Here is a 16,570-nt window from a genome sequence, read left to right as displayed (position 1 = left end):
TATGAAATGAATGAAACAAAAAAATATGCTGTGTGAATGATCCATTTCACTTCTCTCTCCGTTAAGTACATAACAAACGGAAAGAGGAGGCAAAACAGATGAAAATGAAAAAAGCATTTTTAACGATCCCGCTTAGTGCAGCATTATTATTACCAACTGCTCAAATGGCAAGTGCACACGAAGGACATATGCATGGGGATGCAAAAAAGTCGTCATCATCACAAGAGGTGTCAAATAAAGCAACGGATCTTCGCGCAGCGCTTGATCAGCTCTTCTCAGAACATGCTTATTTAGCAGTGATCACTATGCAAAAGGGAATTGACGGCAGTAAAGATTTTGATCAAGCAGCAGCAGCGTTAAATGAAAACACGAATGATCTATCAGATGCGATCGCCTCTGTGTATGGAAAAAAAGCAGGGAAACAATTTAAAGAGATTTGGTCAAGCCATATCGGCTACTTCGTTGATTATGTACAAGCAACAGCGAAAAAAGATGAAGCAGGTAAAAAGAAAGCGGTCAAAGAGCTTGATCAATACCGCATGAAACAAGCTGATATGCTTGATAAAGCAACAGGTGGAAGATTGAAAGCAAGTGAACTTGAAGAAGGTTTAAAAATGCACGTCAATGAACTGCTAAAAGCTTTTGATAGTTACACAGAAAAGGATTTTGATACAACCTATGAAACGGTCAGAAAATCCATTCATCATATGTTTGAAGTAGGTAAAGGTGTATCATGGGCGATTACAGATCAATTTCCTGGGAAATTTGATCAAAAATCAGTCGATACTCCAGCCGCAGATCTTCGTGAGGATTTAAACTACTTGTTCTCAGAGCATTTGGCACTCGCGGTAGTGGCTATGCAAAAAGGGAATGATGGCAGCAAGGACTTTGACCAAGCGGCAGCAGCGTTAAATGAAAACACGAATGATCTATCAGATGCGATCGCTTCTGTTTATGGAAAAGATGCAGGAAAACAATTTAAAACGATCTGGTCAAGTCATATCGGATATTTAGTTGATTATGTTAAAGCGGATGCATCAGGAGACGAGCAAGCAAAAGAGAAGGCTGTTAAAGATTTAGATGCTTACCGTATGAAACAAGCAAAATTTTTAGATCAAGCGACAGATGGCCGCTTGAAGGCGGCTGACTTAGAAGCCGGGTTGAAAACCCATATTGATGAGCTCATCAAAACGTACACGTCTTATCACAATGGCGAATATGATCAGCTGTACCCGACTGTCAGAGAAGCATACGGCCATATGTTCATGGTTGGTCAAGATGTCGCATCAGCTATTGTCGATCAGCATCCTGAATTATTCAAATCCAACATGCCAAATGAGATGCCGAAAACAGGTATGGGAGGCACAGCCGGTCCATTAGGTATGTCATATGAAGCATTTGCTGGGATGATGGCAAGTCTCATCTTAGCCGGAGGTGCAGTGGGGGCGTTCTTCCTCATTCGCCGTAAACCATCAAATTAAACAATATCAAGACAAGAGGGAACGTGCACAATCGTGCCGTTCCTTTCTTCAAAAGGAGGTCGACTTGCGTGAAAAGATGGCTGTTTAGTATTCTTACGCTTCTCATCATCACGGGCTGCGCATCCCAATCAATAGATGAAAAGTCATCCTCTGAAACTGCATCATCTCCTGAGCCAATGACAGCAAAACAAGCCAAAAATCAATCTCATTCACACGACATGTTAAAAGATGAGCCATCGGGTATTGTTCCCGCTGACATCTCCATTCCAGCGATTGATGTCCAAGCAAAAGTGGAGAAAACGACTTTATCAAAGGATGGCAGTATGGGTGTTCCGCAAAATACAGATCACACAGCTTGGTTTGAAGATGGTCCGAAGCCTGGTGATAAAGGGAATGCTGTCATAAATGGTCATGTTGATAATAAATGGGGTCCAGCTGTTTTTTATCGACTAAAGGAGCTAAAAAAGGGAGACAAAGTCATTGTGACATCCTCGTCAGGGGAAAAGCGAACCTTTGAGGTTCTCAAGGTGAAAAGCTATCCGCGCGAAGAGAAACCAAATGCTTTTTTCGGGTACGCCTTTACACGGAATCTCAATTTCATCACATGTACGGGAACTTTTGATCATGCAGCCGGTACACATGAAAAAAGATTGGTTGTCTTTACACAACTGATTTCCTCATAAGAAAAAGGCGGATACACGGAGGTGTAACGCCTTTTTTTCATGATTTCCACAACAGCATCTTAGAAGAAGATTCATAGGTCATTAGATATGGTTGGATGTATAAATAGGGGCGTTTGTCATATAAATGAGTTGGCAATTTTTATTTCTTTTCAGTAGAATATGAGTAATGAAGAGAAATGTAAGCGTATACAACCTGTCCAAACAAGGCAGATTTTCCACCCTAAATGAAGGAGGCCGACCTAATGCTGAGTAAAAGACTGGCGCACATTTTGAGTCAGCTGATGGCAGCTGAGACTCCTCTCACGAGCGCTGCGCTTTCTGTCAGTTTACAAGTGACAAGCCGCACCATCCGAACAGACATCAAGGAACTGAATGAGCGTCTAGCCCCTTATCAAGCAGCTGTATCAGCTGTTAGGGGCGCTGGCTATGAGCTGTTGATCAACGATGAGAATGCCTTTCGCCGTTTTATGAAGGAAGAAGTCGAACAGGAAGAACCGCTTGCTGTTCTTCCAGAAGAGCGAGTTCGATTTATTTTGAAAAAGCTGCTTCTAGCGGAATCATATGTGAAGCTGGAAGACTTACAGGAGCAGCTGTTTATTAGTAAATCGACGATGAGTAATGACATGAAATGGGTCAAACGTAAGCTCGAACCCTTTGATCTGAAGCTGGAAGCAAAGCCGAATAAAGGCTGCCGGATTAAAGGATCTGAGATGAAAATCCGTTATTGCATGTCAGAATATTTATTCAATGAACGGCGTTCCTATCAAACCATGCTGAACACGGCGGTTACGATTTTGCCGAAACATGAGCTGGAATTGATTCAGAGAACCATGATTGATTATATCAACGAGGAAAAAATGAATCTATCAGACATTTGCATGAATAATTTAATTGTTCATATTGCTATTGCCTGTAAACGGATTAGACACGGAAACTATGTATCTGTGCTGCCTGAAGAAATCAACGAAATCCCAAGGGCAAAAGAATACAAGGTAGCCAAAAAAATGGTTGAGCGTCTTGAAGGGTTGCTGGATGTCTCATTCCCACAAGAGGAAATCGTTTATATCACCATTCATTTGCTAGGAACAGCCAAAATGGTACAGTCTTTTTCAACGGGCGGTCAAAAACAAATTGTGGATGATGACACGAGCCGTCTTGTTCAGCTGATGCTGAAAGCCATTGATCAAAAATTGCAGCTGGATTTAGCGGGAGATGCGGAATTGCTGATTGGCCTCAGTTTGCACTTAAAGCCAGCGATCAATCGGTGTAAGTATGGAATGAATTTAAGAAATCCAATGCTTGATGAGATCAAAGCGGGCTATCCAATTGCCTTTGAAGCAGGGATTGTGGCGAGCAGGGTCATTGAAGAAGAGACAGGTTTGTCCATTCATGAAAATGAGATCGGCTATATGGCACTTCATTTTGGTGCGGCCTTAGAGCGCAGGAAAATGGAGATACCACCGAAGCGATGCCTGATTGTCTGTGCGTCTGGTGCAGGGAGTGCAAGGCTACTTCAAGATCGTTTGCGGTCACAATTTGGGTCAAAGCTGACCATTTTAGGCACAGCAGAGCTTTATTCGCTTCCGCATGTCTCTTTACATGCATTGGATTTAATTATTACAACCATTCCCATTCATATGGATTTACCGATTCCGGTCATTCAAGTGAACACGATTTTAGGAGGCAGTGATTTTTTAAAAATAGAAGAAGCTTTGACAAGTGAAACAAGAGTGACATTAGCCACGCAATATATGAAAAAGGAATTGGTCTTTACAAAACGCGCCTTTCAAACAAAGGAAGAGGTCATACACTTTCTCACGCAAAAGGTCATTGACATGGGCTTAGCGCCAGCAGAACTTACACAATCTGTGATGGAAAGAGAAGAGTCTGCACCGACTTCATTTGGGCATTATACAGCGATTCCGCATCCGATGACCCCGCTGACAGAAGAGACGTTTTGGGCGATCTGTACATTAGAAAAACCGATCATTTGGGGAGAGAAAAAAGTTCAATTTGTGTGCTTGCTTTGTGTCGAAAAGGAGAACGCCAAAGACTTAAAAGGCATGTACCGTCTGCTTGGAGAGCTTGTCCATCATGTGAAATTTATTCAGCACCTCATCACCTGTGACACCTTTGAAGACATGCTGGATATCATGGATAAAAAAGCGCCTTCGTACAAGAACTAATGGTGTGATATTAACTTTTTCCGCTTCCTAAAGGAAAAAGTATGGGTGTTTATGAAAGCGGTTTCATAATATGATGAATGTGTAAAGAAAAGCTTCATACTTCAAAAAGGGGGCGTTTACAATGAACATTTTATTAGTTTGTGCAGCAGGTATGTCAACAAGCTTACTTGTCACAAAAATGGAGAAGAGTGCACAAGAACAAGGAAAAGACTATCGTATTTGGGCAGTATCTGGAGATGCTGCTAAAAATCATATTGATCAAGCCGATGTGCTTTTATTAGGACCTCAAGTTCGTTATTTATTACCGCAAATGAAAAAACTCGGAGAAGACAAAGGAATTCCAGTAGATGTGATTAATACCGTGCATTATGGCGTATGTAATGGCGCTGAGGTTTTAAAATCTGCTGAACAGTTAGTGAACGGATAAAGGGGGCGGAAGGGATGAATGGATTCAACCGATTTCTAGAAGAGAAGGTTATGCCGTTTGCAGGGAAGATTGCCGCTCAAAGACATTTACAAGCATTGCGTGACGGAATTGTTTTAACCATGCCTCTCATTATCGTCGGTTCACTGTTTCTTATTTTAGCCAACCTTCCGATTCCAGGATACAGCGATTTTATGGCAAGTGTCTTCGGAGCCGAATGGGCCACGAAACTATCCTATCCTGTGAATGCTACCTTTGACATTATGGCACTTGTTGCGACCTTTGGGATCGCGTACAGGTTAGCTGAAAAGTATGCAGTCGATGCACTGTCATCTGGTGCAATTGCTGTCGCAGCTTTCCTCCTAGCCACACCTTATCAAGTACCGTTCACACCTGAAGGATCAACAGAAGCTATCCTAGTGAATGGCGGTATTCCCGTCACACTGATGGGCAGTAAAGGGCTATTCGTTGCCATGATTATTGCCATGCTTTCCACCGAAATTTACCGCTTTATTGTACAGCGAAATATCGTCATCAAAATGCCTGATGGTGTACCGCCAGCAGTTAGTAAATCGTTTATCGCACTTATTCCAGGTTTTGTGGTCATCACGCTGATCTGGGTCGCTAGGCTTCTGATTGAGATGACACCTTTTGAGAGTATTCATAATATCATCACGGTCTTAATCGGCACACCACTATCCATTCTTGGTGGAAGCTTAGGCGGAAGTATCGTTGCCATTGGTGTGCAAATGCTCCTCTGGGCATGTGGTATTCACGGAGCCACCATTGTCGGAGGAGTCATGGGTCCGATTTGGCTCGGTGCGATGGATGAAAACCGTCTTGCCTTCCAAGCAGGAGAAGTGCTGCCGAATATTTTCACAGCGCAGTTCTTTGAAATCTTTATCAATGTCGGCGGAAGCGGTGCGACGCTTGCTTTGGTACTGACCATGATCTTGCGTGCGAGAAGTAAACAAATGAAACAGCTTGGCCGTCTTGCGATTGGGCCAGCCATCTTTAACATCAACGAACCGATCATTTTTGGAATGCCGATTGTAATGAACCCAATGCTTCTCATTCCGTTTATCCTTACCCCAATTATGATGATCATCACCACATATATCGGAATGAGCACAGGACTTGTAGCAAAACCGGCAGGGATCGCTGTCCCGTGGACAATGCCGCCAATCATTTCAGGCTATCTCGCAACAGGCGGGAAAATCTCTGGCGCGGTCATGCAGCTGATTAACCTTGCCTTGTCATTTGCGCTATACTATCCATTCTTTAGAATGTGGGATAAGCAGAAATTGAAAGAAGAAAATGAGCTTGAAGCAAAAGCATCAACAGATGAAAATGTCGTCAGCATGTAATAGAGGGAACAAGGGGGATGCGGCCGATGGAAATGGAACAAATTGTGTTTCAACTCATCCTGCACGGTGGTAATGGCAGAAGCTCGGCCATGGAGGCCATTACATGTGCAAAGCAAGGCAATTTTGATGAGGCGAAGCAAAAATTGCAGGAAGCACAAGACGCGTTAAATGAGGCGCATCACGCACAGACAGAGCTGATCCAGGGAGAAATCAGAGGAGAGAAAACCGACGTCAGTCTCTTGATGATTCATGCACAGGATCATCTGATGAACGCTATGACCGTCAAGGAGCTTGCAGCTGAAATCATTGAGCTCCATGAAAAAATGAAGCAATTCGGAGGTGTCAATTCATGAAAGACGGAATCAAAATTGTCACAATAGGCGGAGGATCAAGCTATACGCCTGAGCTCGTCGAAGGGTTTATTAAACGATATCAAGAATTGCCTGTAAAGGAATTATGGCTTGTGGATATTGAAGCAGGTCAGGAAAAGTTGAACATCGTGGGTGCCCTTGCAAAACGTATGGTCGAAAAAGCGGGTTTGCCGATTGAAGTGCACCTCACCCTTGACCGCCGGGCAGCTCTGAAAGATGCGGACTTTGTCACGACACAATTCCGTGTAGGACTGCTCGAAGCCAGAGCCAAGGATGAGAGAATCCCGCTTAAATATGGCGTCATTGGACAGGAAACGAATGGTCCAGGCGGGTTATTTAAAGGTCTACGCACCATTCCAGTCATTCTAGACATCGTGAAGGATATGGAAGAGCTTTGCCCAGATGCCTGGCTGGTGAACTTTACAAATCCAGCAGGCATGGTCACAGAGGCGGTGTTACGCTACACGAATCTGAAAAAAGTAGTCGGTCTATGCAATGTGCCGATTGGAATCAAAATGGGCATTGCGAAAGCGCTGGATGTCGATGTCGAACGCATTGAAGTACAATTTGCAGGCCTCAATCACATGGTCTATGGCTTAGATGTGTATTTAGACGGGGTCAGCATTATGGATCAAGTGCTCGATGAATTAGGAAATCCAAATAGCCAGTGGTCCATGAGGAATATTGAAGCGAAAAACTGGGAGCCTTCTTTCGTCAAAGGCTTAGGGGTCATTCCATGTCCGTATCATCGTTATTACTATAAAACGAAAGATATGCTAGAGGAAGAACAAAAAGCGGCTCAAGAAAAAGGAACAAGAGCAGAGGTTGTGCAGCAAGTCGAGCATGAACTATTTGAGTTATATAAAGACCCAGATTTATCGATTAAACCGCCGCAGCTCGAAAAAAGAGGCGGGGCTTATTACAGCGATGCAGCATGTAATTTGATCAGCTCCATCTATAATGATAAACATGACATTCAACCGGTAAATACAGTGAACAGAGGAGCGATTGCCAGCATTCCGGCCGAATCAGCGGTTGAAGTGAACTGTATCATTACAAAGGACGGACCGAAACCAATCGCGACAGGTGATCTGCCTGTGGCTGTGAGAGGACTCGTTCAACAAATCAAGTCCTTCGAGCGTGTGGCAGCTGAAGCAGCTGTGACAGGAGATTACGAGACGGCTCTTGTCGCCATGACCATCAATCCACTCGTTCCTTCTGACGAAATTGCAAAGCAAATCTTAGATGAAATGCTTGAAGCGCACCGTGAATATTTACCGCAGTTCTTCAAATCAGTGAATGCTTAAAATAAAATGGCCCCTTAATGGGGTCGTTTTTTATGATTTTTTCATATGGAAACCGGAGAAAGCAGTGTATGATAGAAAAAACAACATGTACTGCTTCAAAGAAAGGACGGTTAGAATATGGTGGCAATTGGTTTAATGCTTTACGGCTTTATCGTTCAACCTCTACTTAGTTACGGCACAGTGGTTTTGTTTTTGTATGGAATCATCGCTTCATTTATTGGTCTGATTCGGCATAGACAGGATGTGTGGATGTATGTTCTCCGCCTGCTCGTTTGTTTTACCATTCCAGTAACCAATCTGTTAATGTATTTCGCAACCATCGGTGGAGATGAAAGAGACTTTGATTTCCAGCCGATGCCGCCAGTTTATCATCTTGTTTTTATCCTAGAAATCATCATCGTCTTTTTACCAGAGATCTTTTTACTGATCGAGAGAAAGCGGAGTATCAAAGGGAAACAGTGGATATATGCAGGGGCCATTGTGGGGATATCGGTCTTGTTTTGGTGCACGATTTGATGAGAGGCTGACTGATATCTAAGTCTTTTTCGCCTTTTTGTTGCGTAACCTCTTTCGCCTCACTTTTACAAAAGTAATGGAAAGAACAAAGATAGAAATTCCGAGAAACTTAAATAGAAAACGGGTGAAGAACGGTGAATCGTCGAAACCTGTAGCGATGATGATCGATCCGATGCAAATCCCAAAGAACGCAAGTAAATAAGTAAAAAACATACCATCACTCCTTAAGTGTGGAATATATCCATATTTTCCATTATGAGGTAGTGGAGGAGATAAAGAAACAAAAAAAGAACCCTTCATCAAATGAAAGGTTCTTTCGCTAGCTTATGCCTGCTTGACGACCGAATCGACTTCTACTGTCCAGCCGAAGATGTCTGGCTGAGTTCCTTTTTGGATTCCGGTAATCGCTTCGTACAATTTCTTCGATACTTCGCCTGTTTGACCATTTTGAATGACGTATGGCTGATCGTGATAAATTAATTCACCGACAGGAGAAATGACGGCTGCCGTTCCTGTTCCGAAGATTTCTTCAAGTTCACCTGACTGATGTGCTTCAATTAACTCATCAATTGAAATTTTACGTTCTGTCACAGGGATTTCCCAATGCTTTAACAGCTCAAGCACAGAATTCCGTGTGATCCCTTCTAAAATGCTGCCGTTCAGTTCAGGCGTCACGATTTCTCCATTGATTTTAAAGAAGATATTCATACTACCGACTTCTTCAATGTACTTTTTCTCGATGCCATCAAGCCACAGGACTTGTGAAAATCCTTTCGTTTCAGCAACTTGCTGTGCTTTCAGGCTTGATGCATAGTTTCCAGCTGTTTTGGCATTTCCTGTTCCGCCTTTAACAGCGCGGACAAATTCGTTTTCCACCGCAATTTTGACCGGATGGATGCCTTCTTTATAATAAGAACCTACTGGAGATAAAATGATGATCAGCTTATAGGTGCTTGACGGTGCAACACCTAAATAGGGCTCAGTAGAAATAATGAATGGACGAATATACAAAGAAGTGCCCTCTGCATCAGGTACCCAATCCTTATCAATGCGAATGAGTTCATTTAAGCCTTCTAAAACCGTTTCTGTATCAATTTGCGGGATACATAGGCGGTCATTTGATCTGTTTAAGCGTTCCATATTTTTTTCGGGACGGAATAAAAGAATCTTTTGATCCTCAGACACATACGCCTTCAAGCCTTCAAAAACAGATTGGCCATAATGATAAACCATAGAAGCTGGGTCCATTGGAATCGCCTGATAAGGAATAATTCTCGGATCATACCAGCCTTTATCAATTGAATAATCCATCACAAACATGTGGTCTGTGAAGATTTTTCCGAATTCAAGTTGATCAGATTGAGGTTTTGGTTTTTTTGTTGAACTAATTTCAACGCGGATGGGTTGTTTTGGCATCGTAAATCTCCTTGCTGTTTGATTATTTGAAAATTCTAATAATATGAAATAATTATGATTCTATTCTATACCTTCACAAAATATTAGCAATAGGTTTTCTGGAATTCAGACAAGAAAAATCTGTTAAAGCGCTTTCCTCCTCTCTGTCGTGGTTTTACTGAAGTTTCCCCTTAGAAATAAAATCCAATTTCATTATTAACTGATTAATCTGACAATTTAAAAGCGATTTGTTTTCCTGTAAGATATTCTTTCAACCATACACCTTTTGACTAGTACATTGCAAGGGGCATTGCCATATTTTAATCCTCTTTTTTTTAACCGATAAAGGTAGAAGAGAGTGGAAGGGAGCAAACAACGAGATGAAACGAATGATATCAGGCGCCTTATTGATTTTATTGATGACCGCCATTAGTTTTGGCTGTCAAGCGATGACGGAGGAGGCTGGTGCGAAGCAAGGTACTGCCTATTACGTCGCAGCAAATGGGAACGACAAACATCCAGGGACAAAGCAAAAGCCTTTCCGTACGCTGAAAAAAGCGGCAAGTATCGCGAAAGCTGGGACAACAGTTTATATGAGAGGCGGTACATACAAAGAGAAATTGATTGTCCGCCATTCTGGAACAAAGAAAGCACCAGTTGTTTTTCAAGCGTATGGAAAAGAGAAGCCTGTCATTAGCGGAGCATCTCTTAAAGGAAATCAAGCAGACGGTGGTCTTGTGAAGATTGATCAAAAAAGCTATATCACCCTGAAAGGGCTGACAGTCGGTCATATTAAAACGAATCAAGAAGATGTGACACCCATCGGTATATTCATCACAGGAAGCGGCAAAGGCGTCAAACTGCTTAACAACCGTGTGTACGACATTCAGACGACACATCAAAATGGGAATGCTCATGGCATTGCGGTCTATGGAACGAAAGCACCTGCAGCCATTGAAGACATCGAAATCAAAGGAAACACTGTGGAAAAGTTAAAGCTAGGTTTTAGTGAAGCCCTTGTGCTAAACGGAAACGTTAAAAAATTCCGCGTGACACATAATACAGTCCGGCATACGGACAATATCGGGATTGATTTAATTGGTTTTGAGAATGTCGCACCTTCTAAAAAGTATGATCAAGTGAGAAATGGTGTCGTATCTAGAAACAAAGTTTATGAGATTACGAGTGTTGGGAATCCAGCGTACGGCAAGGACATCTCCGCAGGAGGAATCTATGTGGATGGCGGGAAAGACATCGTGATTGATCATAACATTAGCCATCATAATGACCTTGGGATTGAGGTCACAAGTGAACATAAAGGGAAGATGGCCGAACGCATTCGCATTGAGCACAATCAAGTATATTTAAATCGTTATACAGGCATCTCCATTGGCGGCTATGACAAGAAGCGGGGCGGAACCACAAACACGACCATCTCCCATAATATTTTGTACAAAAATGACACAGCCGGCTTAGAAGGCGGTCAATTGCTCATGCAATATCAATCGGTGAACAATCGAATCACGAATAATATCATGACAGCCAGTGCTTCGCATTACTTAGTCGTGAATCTCTACGAAGTGAACAAGAAGAATACATTCCAAAAGAATGTCTACGATGACCGCAAAGGTGCAAAAGCCTCACAGTGGGTATGGCGCGGGAAATGGCTGGAAGGCTACAAAACGTATCGCTCGAAAAGCGGTCAAGATAAAGGTTCAGCACACCTCAATCCCCAATTTGTGAATGAGAAAAAATATGATTTCCGTCTTAAGGCATCATCACCTGCTAAGAAAATCATCGGCAGTTAAACAAGGCATTCGGTGCAAATGATCATTTTAGAAATTTTCAAAAAAGTCATTGACATTGATGAGACATCACATTAAAGTAAAGAAGACATTTCAACTAAAACAAATTTCATAACGGATCTCTTATCAAGAGAGGCAGAGGGACTGGCCCTATGACGCCCAGCAACCGTTTCTATTTAAGAAATTGGTGCTAATTCCTGCAAAGCTGTTACAGCTTTGACAGATAAGAGAGGAAGACTTCCCGATACATGTTTCATGCAACGGTGATCAAGCCTCTCTTTATCAAGAGAGGCTTTTTTTGATCTCTTTTTTGAGAATCAAACGACGGGGTTCACAGGCATATTTCCACTTTTTTACCTAGTTTTCCGATGTGAAAAATAAAACAACTTGAGGAGGAACAGCAATGAAACGTAAATATTGGACATCATCTCTTGTATTATTGACGGTCCTGACCGTGCTATTATCTGGTTGCGGTACGGGATCAAGCGCAGGCTCAAAGGCTAATGCAAACGAAAAGGTTTCCTTTGACAATGTCCCGAAGCGATTTGCAAAAGGACAGGGAGCAAAAATTAAAGTCATCCGTAAAATTGGCGGGGACGATCATACTGCTCAGTTTTTAGCAGGAACGAAGGCAGAAGGGGAAGCGCTAGGCTTTACAGTAGATGTCTACACGGCAAATGGTGATACGGCGAAGTTTCATGATGCCATTTCTCAAGCACTAGAAGAAAACTATGATGGCTTTATCATCTCTCATGGGGATGATGAGGCGACCGTCGCTGATGTGAAAAAGATCACAGCGGAAGGCATTCCAGTTGTGGCGTTTGATTCAAATCCGAAGCTGAAGGATATCAAAGGAGTCACAGTGACGTCTCAAAATGACGAGCAATTAGCGAAAAAATCATTAGATACACTCGTGGCTGATTTTAAAGGGAAAGCAAATATTGCGTATCTTTGGGTAGACGGATTCCCTCCAATGGTGAGACGAAACAAGGTGTACCAAGAAACGCTCAAACAGCATACAGGGATCAAGGAACTTGACCGATTTGGCGTTGCGGCCTCTGATACATCAGTTCAAACACAAAATGCGGTTGCGGCTATGCTAAATAAATATCCAAAGGGTAAACTGGATGCGATTTTTGCCACGTGGGATGCATTTGCGATTGGTGCCGCAAGAGCTTTGAAAGAAGCAGGAAGAACCGAAGTGAAAATATACGGTATTGATGTGTCTAATGCCGATCTGCAAGAAATGACTGCGAAAGACAGTCCTTGGAAGTACACTGCCGCTGTCGATCCGAAGCTCATTGGCGCAATTGACGTAAGGATTCTTGCGAAGAAACTAGCTGGCGAGAAAACGCCATCTTCCTATGACCTTGAGGCCTCTCTCATTTCACAAAAGCAGCTTCAGGATGCAGGAAAGGCCATCAATATGGTCAATCTTGCAGATGAAGTAAAAGGATTCGGATCATCGACTGCTTTTGAAGAAGACTGGATGAAGACCTTGAAGAAGCATTATGCAAAATAAACCACGTGCACTCTCTTTTCATAGAGGGTGTTTCGTTTTTCAATTGACGATCAGGAGAGAAGGAGGACACCTATGACAACGCCGCTAGTTCATATGAAAAACATTTCGATTGAATTCCCAGGAGTCAAAGCGTTAGGTCAAGCAAATTTCACATTAAAAAAAGGCACAGTCCATGCCCTGATTGGGGCGAACGGTGCTGGGAAGTCAACGTTAATGAAAGTTCTCTCTGGTGCTCATTCACATTTTGAAGGAAGCATCCACATCAATGGCGAGGCGGCGACCATTCATACACCGAAGGATGCGGCCTCATACGGTGTGCAGACCGTCCATCAAGAAGTGGATACAGCTCTAGTGCCTTATTTAAGTGTTGGCGAAAATATGATGATTCATGAAATTGAGAAAAAACCATTCGTCCGTTGGAAAGAGATTCACCGCAAGGCAGCACAGCTGTTAAAAGAGATGGACATTGACATCTCGACGAAGCGTCTTGTGAGTGATTTGACACTGGCAGAAAAACAAATGGTGCTCATTGCCAAGGCTGTGTCGATCAAATGCAGCATTTTAATTTTAGATGAACCAACCGCTCCACTTAGTCATGCAGAAACAAGCAAGCTATTCTCAATGATTTATCAATTGAAAAAGAACGGCACAGGCATCATTTTTATCTCGCATCGCATGCCAGAAATTTTCAACATCTGTGATGAACTGACTGTGATGAAGAATGGAACCGATGTGGCGGCGCACCTCATTAAAGAAACCGATCCAAAGCAGGTCATTGAAGAAATGCTTGGCGCGCCATTAGAGGATCAATTCCCATCTCGTACACCGCTTGAGGATGCACCGATTGTGCTTGACGTGAAAGAGTTGCATGACCAGCATAAATTAAACAACATTCATCTTCATGTGAAAAAAGGAGAAATTCTCGGGATTGCAGGACTAGTCGGTGCTGGTAAAACAGAATTGTGCAAAGCCCTATTCGGCGCCTCAGAAAAAAAGTCAGGCACTGTGCAGCTGCATGGTCAAACCATTCATATCAAGTCGCCTCATCACGCTGTGAGAGCGGGTATTGCCCTTGTGCCTGAGGAACGGAGAAAAGAAGGGATTCTAACAGAAGAAACTGTTGGATGGAACGTAACAGCTGCAAGTCTACGTTCGTTTACACGGCCGTTCAGCTTCTTACATCGTTCTAAGGAACGGAAGGCAGCAGATGGAATCGTCAAGCGGCTTGGCGTCAAGACACCTTCTCTTGAAGCGAAGGTGAAGCATCTCTCTGGTGGAAATCAGCAAAAGATTGCGATTGGTAAATGGCTGTTGGCTGAGGCGGATGTCTATCTCTTTGATGAACCAACCAAAGGTGTAGACGTTGGAGCCAAAAAGGACATTTTCTCCCTCATTGCAGAACTAGCTGCAAGAGGAAAAGCGGTTATTTATGCTTCAAGTGAGCTTTCAGAAATTGCAGGAATTGCCGACCGAGTATACGTCTTATATGATGGCAGCATTGCCCGGGAAATGACGGCACCAATGACTGAAGAAGAGCTTTTATATCATTCAACAGGAGGACAATCATGAGTGAACGACAAGTTTCAGCCCCAGTTCAACAAATCAAGAAACAGCGGCCATCCTTTCATCTGTTTGATTTCTTTTATCAATATGGCACCATCTTAACGATTGTCGTATTGATTGTTGTCTTTGCGGCAGCCAATCCGGCATTTTTACAGTCAGGAAATATCATCAACATTTTACGATCGATCTCGATTGTAACCATCATTGCAGTAGGGCTGACGATCTCATTAGCAGTGAATGGCTTTGATTTATCTGTAGGTTCAGTTGCAACGTTATCAAATGCAATTGTGATCTCCATGTTTGTATGGTTCTCGCAAAACCCACTCATTGCGATCCTTTCTGCGCTGGCGGCTTCTCTTATTGTCGGTTTGCTGAATGCTTGGATGATTGTCAAAATGAAGATTCCAGATATGCTCATGACACTAGCCATGATGTTTATCATTCAAGGGCTGGCACAAACCTATACGAAAGGTGCGACCATTTCTGAAAATATGGTGCTGCCTGATGGTACTTTTTCAACTGGCACCATCCCTGCCTTTTTCAGCAAGATTGGGCAGGTCCCCTATATCATTTTGATTATGGCGGCCATTGTGCTTTTTGCACATGTTTTTATGACTTACACAAAGCATGGGCGGTTGATGTATATCATTGGTGGAAATAAAGAAGCCGCCCGATTGTCTGGTATTCATGTGAACAAATACAAAATCGCAGCATATCTGTTGTCTGCCTTATTTGCGGCGATCGGTGGTATCGTGCTGGCATCAAGGGTGATGACAGCAGAAATTAACGCAGGAACGCCATATTTAATGGATGGGGTAGCTGCTGCTTTTATTGGGTTTTCAGTCATGGGAGCAGGTAAACCAAACGCATTCGGTACGTTTATTGGTGCGGTGCTCATCGGTATTTTGCAAAATGGACTTGTGATGATGTCTGTCCCGTATTATGCAATGGATATCGTGAAAGGATCTGTGCTTGCACTGGCACTCGCGCTGACTTATTACAAACAGCGTGGCTAAGATGTATTTTTTTAAAACCATTTGCGTCCTCTCTCCGTCTAGTAAACGGAACGCAGTGTAACAGCTGTTTGCCAAAAGGAGATGACAAAAAGAATGAATATGTCAGCAACTCATGTAGAAGATTTGAAAAGTGTCATGGAAGACTGGAAAAATGAATTATTAGTATATAAATTTGCATTAGATGAAATGGATACAAAGTTTTCGATTATTAGTCAGGAATATAATTTAATCCATGGACACAACCCAATAGAGCATACTAAATCACGGATCAAATCCTTTGAAAGCATCGTGAATAAACTAGCGAGAAAAGGATGTGACATCACCACACAATGTGCCAGGGAGTACATACATGATATCGCTGGTGTCCGCATCATCTGTTCGTTTATTCAAGATATCTATAACATTATTGATGTTCTGAGGCAAAGAGAGGATTTAAAGATCCTTGAAGTGAAGGATTACATTCAGCATCCGAAACCAAATGGCTATCGAAGTCTTCATTTAATTGTTGAGATTCCTGTTTACTTAACGAATCGTGTGGAGCATGTGAAGGTTGAAATTCAGGTGCGGACCATTGCGATGGATTTCTGGGCGAGTCTCGAACATAAAATCTATTATAAGCTGCAAAACGATGTTCCTCATCAGCTCACCGATGAACTAAAGGAAGCGGCAGATATCGCTCACTACTTAGATGAAAAAATGCAAAATATCAAACGAGAAATTGATTAACCCCAATAAAAAGAGTAGCTGTTTTGAATGACAGCTACTCTTTTCAGTCTTATTAAGGGTTAGTGCCTCGATCTCTCTTTTGAATGATCGTACCGTCATCTTGCGATTGTGCAGACGGGCTGCCTTTTTGTGTAGAAGTGCCAATCCAAACACCTGTGAACAAGAGCGCAAAAATCGCACTTAAGATCAGCCATTTTTTCATCATACA

The 16,570-nt window shown here is 42.7% G+C and carries 15 protein-coding genes and 1 riboswitch; of the genes, 13 read left to right on the top strand and 2 right to left on the bottom strand.

All coding sequences use genetic code 11. The features are described 5' to 3' along the window. Positions 1-98: 98 nt before the first annotated feature. From LCD34_RS09190 to LCD34_RS09155, 8 genes are all read left to right on the top strand, one after another. The gene (locus LCD34_RS09190; RefSeq protein ID WP_035702513.1) at positions 99-1,481 is read left to right on the top strand and encodes a hypothetical protein; all 1,383 of its coding nucleotides are present in this window, start codon (positions 99-101) and stop codon (positions 1,479-1,481) included. 68 nt (positions 1,482-1,549) lie between these two features. Next, positions 1,550-2,164 carry a class F sortase gene (locus LCD34_RS09185; RefSeq protein ID WP_210552261.1) on the top strand — a complete coding sequence of 205 codons (615 nt, stop codon included), beginning with the start codon at positions 1,550-1,552 and terminating at the stop codon, positions 2,162-2,164. Positions 2,165-2,406: 242 nt separating this feature from the next. Further along, a complete protein-coding gene (locus tag LCD34_RS09180) occupies positions 2,407-4,350 on the top strand; it encodes a BglG family transcription antiterminator (protein ID WP_224558826.1) in 1,944 nt (647 codons plus the stop codon). Positions 4,351-4,471: 121 nt separating this feature from the next. Next, entirely contained in the window at positions 4,472-4,777 is a 306-nt protein-coding gene (locus tag LCD34_RS09175; RefSeq protein ID WP_007497889.1) for a PTS sugar transporter subunit IIB, read from the top strand. A gap of 14 nt (positions 4,778-4,791) precedes the next feature. Further along, a complete protein-coding gene (celB, locus tag LCD34_RS09170) occupies positions 4,792-6,141 on the top strand; it encodes a PTS cellobiose transporter subunit IIC (protein ID WP_007497888.1) in 1,350 nt (449 codons plus the stop codon). Positions 6,142-6,167: 26 nt separating this feature from the next. Beyond that, positions 6,168-6,494: a PTS lactose/cellobiose transporter subunit IIA gene (locus tag LCD34_RS09165; RefSeq protein ID WP_008345561.1), complete on the top strand. Its 327-nt coding sequence runs from the start codon at positions 6,168-6,170 to the stop codon at positions 6,492-6,494. Then, positions 6,491-7,819, top strand: coding sequence for a 6-phospho-beta-glucosidase (locus LCD34_RS09160; RefSeq protein WP_007497885.1), 1,329 nt, complete (start codon positions 6,491-6,493; stop codon positions 7,817-7,819). The genes LCD34_RS09165 and LCD34_RS09160 overlap by 4 nt, the downstream gene beginning before the upstream one ends. A gap of 117 nt (positions 7,820-7,936) precedes the next feature. Further along, on the top strand, positions 7,937-8,335 hold the full coding sequence (locus LCD34_RS09155) for a hypothetical protein (RefSeq protein ID WP_025208200.1): 399 nt from the start codon (positions 7,937-7,939) through the stop codon (positions 8,333-8,335). A 324-nt stretch (positions 8,336-8,659) separates the two neighbouring features. Here LCD34_RS09155 and LCD34_RS09150 read toward each other — a convergent pair whose 3' ends face one another. Continuing rightward, complete coding sequence (locus LCD34_RS09150) at positions 8,660-9,751, bottom strand: branched-chain amino acid aminotransferase (RefSeq protein ID WP_007497882.1); 1,092 nt, start codon at positions 9,749-9,751, stop codon at positions 8,660-8,662. Positions 9,752-10,110: 359 nt separating this feature from the next. Between LCD34_RS09150 and LCD34_RS09145 the strand changes: the two genes are divergently transcribed. The 5 genes from LCD34_RS09145 (at position 10,111) to LCD34_RS09125 (ending at position 16,362) form a co-directional block, all read left to right on the top strand. After that, the gene (locus LCD34_RS09145; protein ID WP_017358694.1) at positions 10,111-11,538 is read left to right on the top strand and encodes a DUF1565 domain-containing protein; all 1,428 of its coding nucleotides are present in this window, start codon (positions 10,111-10,113) and stop codon (positions 11,536-11,538) included. Between the two features lie 117 nt (positions 11,539-11,655). Further along, positions 11,656-11,765, top strand: a riboswitch (SAM riboswitch). A 173-nt stretch (positions 11,766-11,938) separates the two neighbouring features. Then, complete coding sequence (locus LCD34_RS09140) at positions 11,939-13,057, top strand: sugar ABC transporter substrate-binding protein (protein ID WP_224558825.1); 1,119 nt, start codon at positions 11,939-11,941, stop codon at positions 13,055-13,057. A 72-nt stretch (positions 13,058-13,129) separates the two neighbouring features. Then, complete coding sequence (locus tag LCD34_RS09135) at positions 13,130-14,626, top strand: sugar ABC transporter ATP-binding protein (protein ID WP_224558824.1); 1,497 nt, start codon at positions 13,130-13,132, stop codon at positions 14,624-14,626. Then, on the top strand, positions 14,623-15,636 hold the full coding sequence (locus tag LCD34_RS09130; protein ID WP_017368303.1) for an ABC transporter permease: 1,014 nt from the start codon (positions 14,623-14,625) through the stop codon (positions 15,634-15,636). Before LCD34_RS09135 ends, LCD34_RS09130 begins: the two co-directional genes overlap by 4 nt. Positions 15,637-15,729: 93 nt before the next feature. After that, a complete protein-coding gene (locus LCD34_RS09125; RefSeq protein ID WP_224558823.1) occupies positions 15,730-16,362 on the top strand; it encodes a GTP pyrophosphokinase family protein in 633 nt (210 codons plus the stop codon). Positions 16,363-16,414: 52 nt separating this feature from the next. Here the strand turns inward: LCD34_RS09125 and LCD34_RS09120 are convergent, their stop codons facing one another. Next, entirely contained in the window at positions 16,415-16,564 is a 150-nt protein-coding gene (locus tag LCD34_RS09120) for a hypothetical protein (protein WP_217816033.1), read from the bottom strand. Between the last annotated feature and the right edge of the window lie 6 nt (positions 16,565-16,570).

Source organism: Bacillus sp. RAR_M1_44 (assembly GCF_020165935.1).
Classification (GTDB): domain Bacteria; phylum Bacillota; class Bacilli; order Bacillales; family Bacillaceae; genus Bacillus; species Bacillus altitudinis.
The sequence above is the reverse complement of the archived record's forward strand: the minus strand, read 5'-3'. Positions and strand labels throughout refer to the sequence as shown.